The organism is Streptomyces sp. NBC_01233 (genome assembly GCF_035989305.1).
Taxonomy (GTDB): domain Bacteria; phylum Actinomycetota; class Actinomycetes; order Streptomycetales; family Streptomycetaceae; genus Streptomyces.
In genome coordinates this window covers 7,628,110-7,641,731 of sequence record NZ_CP108514.1, presented here as the reverse complement: position 1 = coordinate 7,641,731, position 13,622 = coordinate 7,628,110, and the positions used below count along the sequence as shown (strand labels likewise).

Below are 13,622 nucleotides of genomic sequence, written 5' to 3'. Positions count from 1 at the left end.
TCAGTCCTCGTAGCGCAGCCCGAGCCCGGCCAGCGGGCCGCGCATGCCGTACAGGTCCAGGCCGAGTTCGCCCGCGCGGAACCGCGCGCGCTTGTTCGCCTCGCCGGCCTCGCGCGCGGCCGACGCCTCGGCGACCTCTGCCGCCCGCTCGCGCGGCACCACCACTACACCGTCACGGTCCGCCACGACGACGTCGCCGGGCCTGACCAGTGCATTGCCGCATACCACCGGTACGTTGACCGAACCGAGCGTGGCCTTGACCGTGCCTTTGGCGTTGATCGCCCGGGAGAAGACCGGGAAGTCCATCTCCTCCAGGTCCGCCACGTCCCGCACACCGCCGTCGACGACCAGGCCCTGGCAGCCCCGGGCGCGGAACGAGGTGGCGAGCAGGTCGCCGAAGAAGCCGTCCTCGCTCTCGGTGGTGCAGGCCGCGACCACGACGTCGCCTTCGCGGATCTGCTCGGCGGCGACGTGGAACATCCAGTTGTCACCGGGCTGCAGCAGCACGGTCACCGCGGTACCGCACATACGGGCCTTGGGATAGACGGGACGCAGGTAAGGGCGCATCAGGCCCACCCGGCCCATGGCCTCGTGGATCGTCGCGACTCCGAAGGCCGACAGTGCGGCGACGGCCTGGGGATCGGCGCGGGTGATCGATGTGTGGACGACACCTATCTCGGTGTGTTCCATGCGTTCTTCTCCTGGGTTTCAGTGGCCGGCCGCGGCGAGGCGAGCGGCGAGGCGGGGGTACACGCGCAGGGCGTTGCCGCTGTAGACGGCGGCGCGTTCCTCGTCGGAGAGGTGCGCGGTGGCCTCGACGTACCGCTTCGTGTCGTCGAAGTGGTGACCGGTGCTCGGGTCGATGTCGCGGACCGCGCCGATCATCTCGCTGGCGAACAGGACGGACCGGCTGGGTACCACCTGCATGAGCAGGTCGATGCCGGGCTGGTGGTAGACGCAGGTGTCGAAGAAGACGTTGTCCAGCAGCGTCTCGGGGTCCGGCCTGCCCAGCGCCATCGCCAGGCCGCGGAAGCGGCCCCAGTGGTAGGGCACCGCGCCGCCGCCGTGCGGGATCACGAACCGCAGCGTCGGGAAGTCGGCGAACAGGTCTCCCTGGACCAGCTGCATGAACGCCGTGGTGTCGGCGTTGAGGTAGTGGGCGCCGGTGGTGTGGAAGGCCGGGTTGCACGACGTACTGACGTGGATCATGGCGGGTATGTCGTACTCGGCCATCGCCTCGTAGAGCGGGTACCAGCTGCGGTCGGTCAGCGCCGGCGCGGTCCATTTGCCACCCGACGGGTCGGGGTTGAGGTTGACCGTCACCGCGCCGAGCTCCTCGACCGCACGGCGCAGTTCGGGCAGGCAGGTCGCGGGTTCGACGCCCGGTGACTGCGGCAGCATCGCGCCCATGGCGAAGCGGTCGGGGTAGAGCGTGCAGACCCGGTGGATCAGGTCGTTGCAGATCCGCGCCCACACCGAGGAGACCTCGAAGTCGCCGATGTGGTGGGCCATGAAGCTGGCGCGCGGGGAGAAGATCGTCAGGTCGCTGCCGCGTTCGTCCATGAGCCGCAGCTGGTTGCTCTCGATCGCGTGACGCAGGTCGTCGTCGGTGATGACCAGGTCGTCCGGATCGGGCGCGTGCCCGGCGGCGCCGATCGCGGCCACCTGGCGGTCCCGCCACTGTGCCAACCGCGGGGGCGCGGTGGTGAAGTGACCGTGACAGTCGATGATCATGTGTTCTCTCCTGCTGGCCGTCGGGGTCAGCCGTGGGAGCCGGCGGGCCAGCCGGTGTATTGCTCGGCGAGGTAGGCGCGCCCGGCGCGGATGCCCACCACGTTGTCGAGCTCGCCGAGCTGGCGCCGCAGGTCGAACGGAGCGCCGCCGGGCGCGGTGTGCAGCAGCTGGGTCATCCAGTAGGAGAAGTTCTGCGCCCGCCAGACCCGCTGCAGGGCGCGCGGCTGGTAGTCGTCCAGCACGGCCTCGCCCGCGCTGCCGAGTGCTCGCACCAGGACAGGGGCGAGCACCTTCACGTCGTGCAGTGCGAGGTTGAGCCCGCGGGCGCCGGTCGGCGGCACCGTGTGTGCGGCGTCGCCCGCGAGCACCATCGAGCCCCAGCGCATCGGCTCCTGCACGAACGAGCGGAACCGCAGCACCGTCTTCTCGAGGATCGGCCCCTCATGGAGACGGAAGCCGTCCTGACCGGCCACCCGGACCTGGAGCGTCTCCCAGATGCGGTCGTCCTGCCAGGCGTCGACGGACTCGTCGGGGTCGCACTGGAAGTACATCCGCTGAACGGTCTCGGTGCGCTGGCTGATCAGCGCGAACCCGTGCTCGGAGTGGGCGTAAACCAGCTCGGGCGCGCTCGTCGGCGCCTCGGCCATGATGCCGAACCACGCGAAGGGGTACTCCTTGCCGTAGCGCACCCTGCGGTCCTCGGGCACCAGATCGCGGCACATGCTGCGCGAGCCGTCCGCGCCGACCACGTACCGCGCCCGGATCTCGTGGCGGGACCCGTCGGGCGCCGTGTAGCGGACCCGGGGAGCGTCGGTCGTGATGTCGAGGACCTCGGTGTCCTTGACGCCGAAGTGGACCGTGCCGCCGTCGCGGTCCCGGGCGTCGGCCAGGTCGGTGAACACGTCGGTCTGCGGGTAGAGCCACACCGACTGGCCGACCAGCTCCTTGAAGTTGATGCGGTGCGGGCGACCACCGACCCGGATCTCGACGCCCTCGTGCTCGTGACCCTCCCGCAGGACCCGGTCGGACACGCCGGTCTCGACCAGGTCCCGGGCTGCGTCGGCCTCGAGGATGCCGGCCCGCTGCGTCGTTTCGATCTCGCGTCGGGAGCGGGTGTCGATCACGATCGTCTCGACCCCCGCTCGCCCGAGCCGGTGGGCCAGCATCAAGCCAGCCGGACCACCACCGATGATGGCGACGGGAACCGAGGCAACGGTGTCGACGGTGGCGTCGGCCATGGCATCTCCTGAGCAACTGCGAACGTTCGGAACACCCCGAACGTTGGCACCCGGAGCCGCCGCCGGTCGCCGGTGTTTCCGTCAGGCGGAAGTCCGTTCGAAGGTCAGACCGTCGCGTGGGCGCGCCGGCCGAGCTCGTCGGAGATCCCGTGGACGGCCCTCAGAAGGGGCTCGCGCAGCCCGCGCGCATTGCTCGCACCGCTCGCCGCGACGACGATCCCCAAAGTGGCGCTGACAGGCCCGGTCCGGCCGATCCGTACAGGCGCTGCCACCGCGACCGTGTCCTCGGAGAGCTGCCGGTCGCTGATGAAGACCTGCTCGCGGCGGATACGGTCCAGTTGCGCGCGCAGCGTCTTCGGGTCGGTGACGGTGTGCGGGGTCCAGGCGCGCAGCGGCGATTCGAGGACCTCCTCCTGAATGTCCCGTGGTGCGTGCGCGAGCAGCACCCGGCCCATCCCGGTGGAGCCGACGGGGAACCGGGTCCCGACCGCGGTCAACAGCTGCACCGATCGATGACCGGTGATACGTTCGACGAACACGAGCTCTGTGCCCTCGCGCACCGCGAGCTGAATGTTCTCGTGGGTCGCCTCGTAGAGGTCCTGCATGAACGGCAAGGCCGCGTCACGCAGGATCTGGGTACGGGGGCATCCCGAGGTGATCTCCCAGAGCCTCAGCCCGACGTGCCACGACCCGTCCTCGTCCCGCTCCAGCGCTCCCCATTCCGCCAGCTCCGCGACCACTCGGTGCGTGGTGCTCAAGGCCAGACCTGTGCGCTGGGCGATCTGCGACAGTGTCTGCGACGGGTGTTCGCGGTCGAAGGCCGAGAGGACCTTGAGGACCTTTCCAGCCGCGGTGCTCCGGGTTGTGCTCACACGCGCAGTCTCGCAGAGTGGCGCCCCGCTGCCCGAACGGGCGCCGTAGCATCTGCCGGACACCAAGGAGACAATGTGAACCAAGAGATCTCTGGGCTGTCCTCGATGGCGACGCGGCCGATAGTGGGCGAGCTTTCCGAACACATCCGACTCGCTCACGGGATTCCGGTGCGTTTCGGGTCTGCCGGCGGGGTGGAGATCGCACGGCGGGTGCGCGAGGGCGCCGAAGCAGACCTGCTCGTGCTCGCCGACGGAGCACTGGCCGCGTTGGAGAAGGAAGGGCGCCTCCTCGGGGGTACGGTGCGCCCACTGTGGGTCTCCCAGGTCGCCGCCGCCGTGCCGGAGGGAACACCGGTTCCGGCACTCGGCTCGGAATCCGATCTGCGAGCCGCTCTTCTGTCCGCGAAGAGGATCGCCTACTCCACAGGCCCCAGCGGTACGTCCCTCATCGACCTGATCACCCGTCTGGATCTCGCCTACACGCTCGGGGACCGGCTTGTCCAAGCCCCGCCGGGGGTGCCCGCGGGCAGCCTGCTGTCGTCCGGCCAAGCCGACCTGGCCTTTCAACAGCACAGCGAGCTCATGGACCTGCCGGGCGTCGTCGTCATCGGCCCGCTGCCGGGCGAAGCCGCCATCAGCTCGGTGTTCAGCGGGGCCGTACTGGCCGCGTCCACCCAGCCGCACCGCGCCCGCGAGGTCCTCGACCTTCTCGGTTCCGACGCGGCGTCGAGGATCGCCCGCGGAAGGGGCATGCGGGCGGCCCGGGGCTACTGACCCGGGTGGGTCGGGGTTTCCGCCTGGGCATCAGGCTCCGGGGCCCGTCCTGCTCGCCCACGGGCGTGCCGAGGACCGCACGCGCGATCCGGGGCTCGGCCTCGAATGCGTGCGGTCCACCCGTGGTCCGGGAAAGGGCCTCCCTCGTGCGGCGGCGGACGCGGCAACGGCCCTGCGTGAGTTGGGACGATCAGGCGTAGTGGCGGTAGACGGCGTGGGCCACGCAGGCCGGCTTATCGCTGCCCTCGACCTCCACGGTGAACGTCAGCGACATCTGGACGCCGTTGCCCTTGACCTCCTCCACAGTCCCGACGGCGCCGTGCAGTCGGATCTTCACGCCGACCGGGACGGGGCTGGGGAAACGGACCTTGTCCAGGCCGTAGTTGACGCTCATGGAGACGCCGGTGATGGTGAGCAGCTCACCGAAGAGCGGAATGATGAGGGAGAGGGTGAGGTAGCCGTGGGCGATGGGGCCGCCGAAGGGGCCGCCCTTCGCCTTCTCTGGGTCGGTGTGGATCCACTGGTGGTCGTCGGTGGCGTCGGCGAAGGTGTTCACCCGCTTCTGGGTGATGTCGAGCCATTCGGTGCGGCCGAGGTCGGCTCCGCTGAGGGCTTTGAGTTCGTCGAGGCCGTTGGCGATGGTCGGCATGGAGGGACCTTTCGGTGGCGCAGGCAGCGCTGAGTGCGGCCTGCGAGCGGGGCTTCAGCGGTGGGGGTGGTCTGCGGGACCGCCCGCGTGGGTGTCGCGCACGGCGGGCTTGATGATCTTTCCGGAGGCCGTGCGGGGCAGGGTGTCCGTGAGGACCACGGACTTGGGGATCTTGTACTTGGCGAGCCTTCCGTGCAGGTGGCCGAGGATGCCGTGCTCGTCGGCGCGAGCTCCGGGCCTGAGGATGACGACGGCGCGGCCGACTTCGCCCCAGACCGGGTCGGGCACCCCGATGACCGCGCATTCGGCGACGGCCGGGTGGGTGAGGAGCGCATCCTCGACCTCGGCCGGGTACACGTTCTCGCCGCCCGAGACGAACATGTCCTTGACCCGGTCGACGATGTAGGCGTACCCGTCGCAGTCGGTCCGGGCGACGTCGCCGGTGCGCAGCCAGTGGCCTTCGCCGCCGGCGGCGAAGGCTGCCTCGGTGTCCTCCGGCCGGCCCCAGTAGCCGGTCATGACGTTGGGGCCCTGGACGAGGACCTCACCACGCTGTCCGGGTTCGGCGTCCCGGCCGTCGGGCAGGACCACGCGGATGTCGGTGAAGAAGTGCGGCACGCCCGCGGAGCCGGCCTTGGCCGAGGTCTGCTCCCTGTCCAGGAAGAGGACTCCGGGAGACGCCTCGGTCATGCCGTAGCCCTGGCTGAAGGCGAGGCCGCGGGCGAGGTACGTGGCGATGGTGCGTGCGGGAACGGGTGCGCCGCCGCAGTTGAGGGTGCGCAGGCTGGACAGGTCCGTCGTCGCCCAGCGGGGCCGGGCGGCCATGGCGTCGTACATCGTGGGGACGCCGAACATGTACGTCACACGCTGGTTCTCGATGGTCTCCAGTACGCGTTCGGCATCGAAGGCACCGAGCAGCACCACCCGGCCGCCCTTGAGGAGAGTGGGCAGGCAGGTCATGTTGAGGCCTGCGGTGTGGAACAGGGGGGCGACGACCAGGGTCACCTCGTCGCCGGTGAGGTCGGTGTCGACGAGGACGTTGACGCTGTTCCAGATGATGTTGTGGTGGGAGAGGACGGCGCCCTTGGGGCGGCCCGTGGTCCCGGAGGTGTACATGATCACGCAGGTGTCCTGCGGCGCCACGCTCTCGTCCAGGGGCACGGCAGCTCCGCCGGCGAGGAACTCCTCGTAGCCGAGGACCCCCTCGTCGGGCCCGTCGAGCGCGATCCGGTGCCGCACTGCGGCCTCGTCGGCCGCCGCGCGTGCGGCCCGGGCCTGCTCCGGCGCGTGGACAAGGACGACGCTGCCCGAGTCGGACAGGTTGTACGTCAGTTCCGGGGCGGCCAGACGGGTGTTGAGCGGGACGAAGACCGCCCCGAGCAGGCCGGCGGCGAACAGCGTCTCCAGGAAGGCGGGGTGGTTGGGGCCGAGGTACGCGATCCGGTCACCCCGGGCCACTCCCAGCTCCCGCAGGGAGTGTGCGAGGCGCAGGACGCGCTGGTGGAGCTCGCGGTAGGTCCAGGAGCGGTCCTCGTGGACGAGGGCGACCCGGTCCGGGGTCTTGCGGGCCCGGCGCGTGGGCCAAGAACCGATGCCTTGGTTCAACACGGCGACTCCTTCGGTTTCTTCAGTTCCTTCAGTCCCTGAGCAGGCCGAGCAGGCGGGCCGCGTTCTCCTTGAAGATCTTCGGCCGGACCTCGGGCTTGATGTCGAGCTTCTCGAAGTCGGCCAGCCACCGGTCGGGGGTGATGACGGGGTAGTCGGAGCCGAAGAGGACCTTGTCCTTGAGCAGGGTGTTGGCATAACGGACGAGCTGTGGAGGGAAGTACTTCGGGGACCAGCCGGACAGGTCGATGTACACGTGCGGTTTGTGGGTGGCCACCGCCAGGGCCTCGTCCTGCCAGGGGAAGGAGGGGTGGGCAAGGATGATTCGCAGTTCGGGGAAGTCGACGGCTACGTCGTCGACCAGCATCGGGTTCGAGTACTTCAGCCGGATGCCGCCGCCGCCCGGGACGCCTGCGCCGATGCCGGTCTGGCCGGTGTGGAACAATGCGGGCACATCGAGTTCCTCGATGGCCTCGTACAGCGGATAGGCCATCCGGTCGTTCGGGGCGAACGCCTGGATGCTGGGGTGGAACTTGAAGCCGCGGACGCCATGTTCCTCCACCAGGCGCCGCGCCTCGCGCGCGCCCGCGCGGCCCTTGTGCGGGTCGATGCTTGCGAAGGGGATGAGCGCGTCCGCATGGGCGGCGCAGCTCTCCGCGATCTCCTCGTTGGAGATCCGCGGGTGCCCCGTGGCGTGTTCGGCGTCGACGGTGAACACCACAGCGGCCATGCGCCGTTCGCGGTAGTGGGCGGCCATCTCCTCGATGGTCGGCTGCCGGTGGCCGTGGGCCTTGAAATACTTCTCGGAGGCGCCGAACAGTTCGGGACTCAGCGCCCCGTGGCCGTCCTTGGAGACCTCGGCGTGCGTGTGCACGTCGATGGCCGTCAGCCGGTCCAGGTCGAGCGTGAGGTCACCCATCTCATGCCACCGGAGCCTGGGGCGCCGGAATGCCAAAGGTCTCCGCCTCGGCCCCTACACCGCCCGGCCAGAGGGCGGCGATCATGTCGGCGCTCCAGCCCCCGTCGGCGAAGGCGACCGCCTTCTCCTTGGGGTGCGCCCACAGTGCCAGCCGGTCGCCGCCGATGCCGATCGCCTGCCCGGTCACTCCGTCGGAGGCGTCCGAGGCCAGGAAGGTGATCAGGCCGGCGACATCCTCGACGGTGCCGAGGCCCTTGTCCTTGCGCAGCCAGTCGGGCAGGGGGCTGCCCGTGCGCTCGGCCTCCTCGATGACCGGCGCGAAGGCCGGGATGGTCTTGGTCATCTCGGTGGCGGCGACGGGGACGACAGCATTGACGGTGATGCCGGCGCGGCCCAGCTCCATGGCCCAGGTGCGGGCCATGGAGACGACGCCCGCCTTGGCGGCGGCGTAGTTGGTCTGGCCGAAGTTGCCGCGCTGACCCGCCGGCGAGGAGATGAGGACGAGCCGGCCGCCGGCGCCCTGCTCCCGCATACGGACGGCGGCCGCGCGGGCGCAGGTGAAGGTGCCGCGCAGGTGCACGCGGACGACGTCGTCGAAGTCTTCGTCGGTCATCTTCCACAACACGCGGTCTCGCAGAATGCCGGCGTTGGTGACGAGCACGTCCAGGCGCCCGAACTCCCGCACCGCCGTGTCCACCAGTTCCTCGGCCGCCGCACTGTCGCCCACCGCCGCCACGACGCCGACCACCCTGCCTCCCGCGGCCGTGATCGTGGCGACGGCGGCGTCGACCGCGTTCTGGTCGACGTCGTTGACGACGACGGCGGCTCCGGCCGCGGCGAGGGCCTGGGCGTATCCCAGCCCGAGGCCGCGCCCGCTGCCGGTGACGACGGCGACTTTCCCGTGCAGATCCATGGAGGGTGCCTTTCGTGAGCAAGGTAGGGGATGCCGAAGGCGCCGGCAACGAGCCGGGATCGACAGGAATCCTGATGAACGGCAGTCTGGGCAATCAACAGGATTCCTGTCAATGCTCTAGAGTGGTACGCGTCGCCGTCCCGGCGGCACCCGACCGGCCGTCACCATGGAGGACGAACGTGAGCACCTCGCTGCTCTACCTGGTCAAAAGGACCGAGCTGGCGGTGCGGGCCCGCCTGGAGGAGCTGCTCAAGCCCGCCGGCATCACGGCGCTGCAGTACACCGCGCTCACCGTGCTGGAGCGGCACGACGGCATTTCCGCCGCGCAGCTCGCCCGCGACTCCTTCGTCACCGCCCAGTCCATGGCGGACATGGTCCGCGCGCTGGAGAGCCGCGGCCTGATCCATCGCGAACCCAACCCCGCCAACCGCCGTGAGCGCCTCATCCTGCTCGCCGACGCGGGGCGCCGACTGCTCGAGGAGTACGCCGAGCCGGCTCGCGGACTCGAAGGGCGCATGGTCGCCGACCTGACCGATGAGGAGGTCGAGCAGTTCCGGGAGGCGTTGAACCGCACGTGGCGATCACTCGCCTGACTCCGAAAATGAGCTGATGGGCTCGGGGATGGTCGTGACCTCGGCGAACGGGCGGCGCTGGGCCGTCGGGCCGTACGCGGTGGCGTCCAGCGGCTCGGTCCAGGGCACAGGGGGCACGGGGGTGGCAAAGCGGAGCTCGCCGACCGGGGGGCGGGCGTACGGGATGCCGAGGAAGCGGAGGCTTCCGTCCGCGCGGCGTTCGCCTCGCACCGGTCCGTGGCCGGTGCGGACGAGGGGATCGCCGGTCATGGGATCTCCTGTCGGGGTAGGTGCTCGGGAAGGGAAGGTTCGGCGGCCGGGTCAGCGGCGCGGCGCGGCGTCCTCGACGTGGCGGCGGATCTTCTGCAGCGTCGCCGGGTGCGGGATCTTCGCTCCGTACGTGCGGTCGGAGGTCAGCGGTGTCACGGAGATCCGGCCGTCCCGGAAGAGGGCCGAGGAGTCGGCATCCCAGACGCTCTCGCTGCACGGGTCGCCGGGCCGCTCCTCGCAGAAGCCGAGGCCGATGGCGAAGGAGTCCTCGCCCACCTGCTCGTAGGCGTGCCAGACGACCTTGCCGTGCCCGACGCTCGTCCAGCGCGGCGGGCCGGCGGGCGTACCGGTACTGATGTCCGGGTAGTCGACCTTGAGCGCGAACTCGGAGGTCAGCAGGCCCCGCTGCTCCAGGCCCGCGACGAGACCGGCACCGAACCCGGCGGCCGCGCGGTAGTTCTCCTGGGGGAAGAAGGTGTTGCTCTCGTCGCCCTCGGAGGAGAAGGCGATGGACGGAACGCCCTCGTCGATCGCGGCGATCGCGGCTCCGACCGTTCCAGAGTCGTTGACCTGGGCGCTCACGTTGGGGCCGGAGTTGATTCCGGTGAGGACGAGATCGGGGGCTCGGTCCCAGCCGGTCTTGGCCTTCAGGGCTCCGCGCAGGGCGAGTTTGACCGTGTCGGCGGGGGTGGCGCTCGGGGAGTCGCCACCGCAGGGGCCTTCGGAAAGGCAGACCTCGAAGACCGCGCCCTTGGCGGGCGCGCCCGTGCAGTCGTTCTCGTAGCCGACGGGGAGCGCGGTGCGGCGCTGAGCGGTGAGGACCCCTCCATTGGTGACGGCGGTGCCCTTGCCGGACTGGACCTGCCACGGGGCGATGACGACCACGTCCGCGCCGGCCGCGCACATCGCGCGGCGCAGTTCGTACAGGCCGAGTCCGTCGGAATTGCTCTTCTTGGCCGCCTGCATGGAGTCGTCGTTGGAGATCAGGACGCGCAGGCCGGCGAGGGGCCGGGCGCCCGGTGCGGGCGCCCCGTGGCCGGGTGCGGCATAGGCGGTCACGCCCGAGGCGGCGAGCAGTGCGGCCCCGGTGGTGGCGACGGCGAGTCTGCGGCGGGTGGAGGGCATGAACGGTGTCCCTTCGGCTCGGAGAGGTACGCCGGGCGGCGCTGGTCAGGTCACGCCGCCCGGCGTCGCGGTCCCGGCAGGACCGCGGCTGGACCCGGGGGCAGGTACCGGCCCGTGGGGGCCGGTACCGGTCACCCGGTGGTTCAACGGGGCGCCGGTCTCCCCCGGGGCGTACTCCTCGTCCTCCAGCGCCGTGATGCTGTGGAACATCAGTCCGGCCTTCTCCTCCGGCGTCATCCGCGCAAGGAGGTCGGCGACTCGCTCGTCCACGGGTCGGGCGGGGTCCTGGTAGGGGTGGCCGTCGTTGCGGGGCGGGGAGATCGAGCTCATGGCTGTATGTGCTCCGGAAGAGGGGTGGGGTGGTGGTTCGTGCCCCGGCCCTCAGCGGACCGTCTTGATGGGGATCACCGAGGCGGCGCCGAGCAGCTTGATCAACGCGGCGACGATGTACAGGCCGTCGTAGCCGACCGCTCCGACGAGGAGGGCCGCACGGGGAACGGGCAGTGCGGCGGAGCGTCAGCTGTCGAAGCCGAGGCCGAAGCGGTCGAGGCTGCGCAGCCACAAATTGCGGTGGCCCTGGTTGAGGTCGGCGCGGGCCATGGACCACTTGGTGATGCCGATGCCGAGGGACCGGACCGGCTCGGGCGGGAACGGCAGGGGCTTGCGTCGGACCATCTCCAGGTCGGTGCGCTCGGTGCGCTCGCCCGCCAGGAGGTCGAGCATCACCTCGGCGCCGAAGCGGCTGGCGCCGACGCCGAGGCCGGTGAACCCGGCGGCGTAGGAGACCTTCCCTTGGTGACTCGTGTCAAAGAACACGCAGAAACGGGTGCTGGTGTCGATGGCTCCGCCCCAGCTGTGGGTGAAGCGCACACCCTCCAACTGCGGGAACGTCGTGAAGAAGTGGCGGGCGAGAGTGGCGAAGGTCTCGGGCCGCCGGTCGTGTTCGGCGCGGACGCGGCCGCCGTAGCGGTAGACGGCGTCGTATCCGCCCCACAGGATGCGGTTGTCCGCGGAGAGCCGGACGTAGTGGAACTGGTTCGCGCTGTCCGCGAAGCCCTGGCGGCGCGTCCAGCCGACGGAGGCGAGCTGCTCTGAGGTCAGCGGCTCGGTCATCAGCGCGTAGTCGTACACGGGGACGGTGTACGGGCGGTGGCGCCGGACCAGGGAGGGGTAGGCGTTGGTGGCGAGCGCGACGCGACGCGCGGTGATCCGGCCGTAGGGGGTACGGACGCCGATCACGGCCCCGTGCTCGGCGAGCGAGGTGGCCGCGGTGTGCTCGTGGATCCGCACACCCAGGGCGAGGCAGGCACTCTTGAGTCCCCAGGCGAGCCTTGCCGGATTGACCATGGCGGTGTCGTGCTGGTTCCACATGCCGCCCAGGAAGGTCGGGGAGTCGATCTCGGCCCGGACGGCCTCGCCGTCGAGCAGGACGGGCTTGCCCCCGTAGCGGGCGGCGGCCTCGGCCTCCTCCACGAGGCCGGCGAGCTGGTAGGGCTCGGTGGCCACCACGATGGAGCCGGTGCGCTCCCAGTCGCAGTCGATCCCGTAGCGGTCTACGGCGTCCTCGATGGCCTGGAGGTTCTCCCGCCCGAGCCGTTCCAGGAGGTCGATCTCCCCGGGCCAGCGCTGGAGGCCGTTGTGCAGGCCGTGGGTGAGGCTGGACTCGCAGAAGCCGCCGTTGCGGCCGGAGGCGGCGCCGCCGGTCTCGTCCGCCTCGATGAGCACCACGTCGGCGGAGGGGTCGCGCTCCTTGGCGAGGAGGGCGGTCCACAGGCCGGTGTAACCGCCCCCGACGACGAGCAGGTCGCAGGTGGTGGCCCCGACGAGGGCGGGGGCGGCCTGCGGGCGGCGGGGGTCGTCGAGCCAGAACGGGCGGGGCTCGGCGTCCCTGAGCGAGGTGAGGTGGTCCATGGGGGTTCCTTCGGATCGCGGAGGCGTCCGAGCGCACGGACCCTCCGAGGTGCCGCCCATGAGACCCTTCGGCACGCAACAAGGTCAATGGTGTTGACATAAACTGGCCCCAGCGCGCCGGAGCCAGGCGGCCCCTGCTCTCCGGGCGCCCCCTGCGCCTCCCAGTTGTCGAGGATCTCCTGCGCGGTCCGCCGCGCCCTGGGTTCGAAACGTGCGGCGAGCCCGCTGATCAGCGCCTCTGCGCGTGCGGCGGGCCACCGTTCGGGCAGGTGCTCGGCGTTCGGCCGAGGCCACCGGTCAGCCGCCGTCCGCCGCCGGGCGGAGCGCCGCCGCCGCGCCGAGCATCAGATCCAGTGCGAAGGGGTAACCGCTGTCGCGCATGTCGGCGGCGAGCAGCGGGAAGGTCGCCGCGATGTTCGGGTGGGTCTCGGGCGACAGCCTGCCGTACACCGCGTGCCAGACCTCCTCGTCCGACTCCCGCGCCGCCTCCGGCAGGGCGAGCGCGGCAGCGTCCTGGGCGGCGAAGGCCAGGGCCTGGTCGACGAAGGCGTGGTAGATCCGCACGGCGAGGGCGTCCGGGAAACCTCCGGAACGCAGGATGCCGAGGATCGCCTCCACGGCCCGCGTCTCGTGGGGGCGCCCTGTCGTGCGGTGGGCCGTGAGGAGCGCGGCCTGGGGGTTGGACTGGTAGGAGGCGTGGATGCGCAGCCCGATGGCCCGCAGGTCGCTCCGCCAGTCACCAGTGGCCGACCAGCCCTCCTGCGCACGGCCGATCAGCTCGTCGGAGAGGGCGAGGAGCAGGGCGTCGGTGTTGCGGAAGTAGCGGTAGAGGGCGCTGGGATCCGCGCCGAGCGCCGCGCCGAGCCTGCGCGCCGAGAGCGCCACCGCGCCGTGCTGCGCGACCAGGCGCAGGGCTGTGTCGATGATCAGCCGTTCCGAGAGTACGGCGCCCTGCTTGGTAGGTCGGTGACGCCGACGCCCGCCTTCTGGAATCACTCGTTCGGCCATGGCCGGACCTTACGTCAACACCATTGACGTGT

15 protein-coding genes are annotated in these 13,622 nt (G+C 70.8%); 2 read left to right on the top strand and 13 right to left on the bottom strand.

All coding sequences use genetic code 11. The features are described from left to right. The 4 genes from ligK to OG332_RS35695 form a co-directional block, all read right to left on the bottom strand. Positions 1-690 carry a 4-carboxy-4-hydroxy-2-oxoadipate aldolase/oxaloacetate decarboxylase gene (ligK, locus tag OG332_RS35710; protein WP_327417334.1) on the bottom strand — a complete coding sequence of 230 codons (690 nt, stop codon included), beginning with the start codon at positions 688-690 and terminating at the stop codon, positions 1-3. Between the two features lie 18 nt (positions 691-708). Then, entirely contained in the window at positions 709-1,734 is a 1,026-nt protein-coding gene (locus tag OG332_RS35705; protein WP_327417333.1) for an amidohydrolase family protein, read from the bottom strand. A 26-nt stretch (positions 1,735-1,760) separates the two neighbouring features. Next, positions 1,761-2,972 carry a 4-hydroxybenzoate 3-monooxygenase gene (locus tag OG332_RS35700; protein ID WP_327417332.1) on the bottom strand — a complete coding sequence of 404 codons (1,212 nt, stop codon included), beginning with the start codon at positions 2,970-2,972 and terminating at the stop codon, positions 1,761-1,763. A gap of 104 nt (positions 2,973-3,076) precedes the next feature. Beyond that, positions 3,077-3,844, bottom strand: coding sequence for an IclR family transcriptional regulator (locus tag OG332_RS35695; protein ID WP_327417331.1), 768 nt, complete (start codon positions 3,842-3,844; stop codon positions 3,077-3,079). Between the two features lie 105 nt (positions 3,845-3,949). Here OG332_RS35695 and OG332_RS35690 point away from each other — a divergent pair, with 105 nt between their 5' ends. Continuing rightward, positions 3,950-4,618 (top strand): substrate-binding domain-containing protein, encoded by a 669-nt coding sequence (locus tag OG332_RS35690; RefSeq protein WP_327419478.1) that lies wholly within the window; start codon positions 3,950-3,952, stop codon positions 4,616-4,618. A 190-nt stretch (positions 4,619-4,808) separates the two neighbouring features. Here the strand turns inward: OG332_RS35690 and OG332_RS35685 are convergent, their stop codons facing one another. Genes OG332_RS35685 through OG332_RS35670 form a run of 4 tightly spaced genes read right to left on the bottom strand, consistent with a single transcriptional unit; the run spans position 4,809 to position 8,704 of the window. Further along, positions 4,809-5,267, bottom strand: coding sequence for a MaoC family dehydratase (locus tag OG332_RS35685; RefSeq protein ID WP_327417330.1), 459 nt, complete (start codon positions 5,265-5,267; stop codon positions 4,809-4,811). 54 nt (positions 5,268-5,321) lie between these two features. Then, positions 5,322-6,875, bottom strand: a complete 1,554-nt coding sequence (locus OG332_RS35680; protein ID WP_327417329.1) for an acyl-CoA synthetase — start codon at positions 6,873-6,875, stop codon at positions 5,322-5,324. A gap of 28 nt (positions 6,876-6,903) precedes the next feature. Then, positions 6,904-7,791 (bottom strand): amidohydrolase family protein, encoded by an 888-nt coding sequence (locus tag OG332_RS35675; RefSeq protein ID WP_327417328.1) that lies wholly within the window; start codon positions 7,789-7,791, stop codon positions 6,904-6,906. A gap of 1 nt (position 7,792) precedes the next feature. Next, entirely contained in the window at positions 7,793-8,704 is a 912-nt protein-coding gene (locus OG332_RS35670; RefSeq protein WP_327417327.1) for an SDR family oxidoreductase, read from the bottom strand. Positions 8,705-8,883: 179 nt separating this feature from the next. Here OG332_RS35670 and OG332_RS35665 point away from each other — a divergent pair, with 179 nt between their 5' ends. Further along, entirely contained in the window at positions 8,884-9,297 is a 414-nt protein-coding gene (locus OG332_RS35665) for a MarR family winged helix-turn-helix transcriptional regulator (protein WP_327417326.1), read from the top strand. Here the strand turns inward: OG332_RS35665 and OG332_RS35660 are convergent. The 5 genes from OG332_RS35660 to OG332_RS35640 all read right to left on the bottom strand — a co-directional run bounded on the left by OG332_RS35660 (position 9,286) and on the right by OG332_RS35640 (position 13,590). Continuing rightward, on the bottom strand, positions 9,286-9,546 hold the full coding sequence (locus OG332_RS35660) for a carboxylesterase family protein (RefSeq protein ID WP_327417325.1): 261 nt from the start codon (positions 9,544-9,546) through the stop codon (positions 9,286-9,288). The genes OG332_RS35665 and OG332_RS35660 overlap by 12 nt on opposite strands. 51 nt (positions 9,547-9,597) lie before the next feature. Beyond that, positions 9,598-10,671, bottom strand: coding sequence for a 5'/3'-nucleotidase SurE (gene surE / locus OG332_RS35655; RefSeq protein WP_327417324.1), 1,074 nt, complete (start codon positions 10,669-10,671; stop codon positions 9,598-9,600). A 45-nt stretch (positions 10,672-10,716) separates the two neighbouring features. Continuing rightward, the gene (locus tag OG332_RS35650; RefSeq protein WP_327419587.1) at positions 10,717-11,001 is read right to left on the bottom strand and encodes a hypothetical protein; all 285 of its coding nucleotides are present in this window, start codon (positions 10,999-11,001) and stop codon (positions 10,717-10,719) included. A 186-nt stretch (positions 11,002-11,187) separates the two neighbouring features. Then, the gene (locus OG332_RS35645) at positions 11,188-12,582 is read right to left on the bottom strand and encodes an NAD(P)/FAD-dependent oxidoreductase (RefSeq protein ID WP_327417323.1); all 1,395 of its coding nucleotides are present in this window, start codon (positions 12,580-12,582) and stop codon (positions 11,188-11,190) included. Positions 12,583-12,879: 297 nt separating this feature from the next. Beyond that, positions 12,880-13,590 carry a TetR/AcrR family transcriptional regulator gene (locus OG332_RS35640; RefSeq protein WP_327417322.1) on the bottom strand — a complete coding sequence of 237 codons (711 nt, stop codon included), beginning with the start codon at positions 13,588-13,590 and terminating at the stop codon, positions 12,880-12,882. Positions 13,591-13,622: the final 32 nt, after the last annotated feature.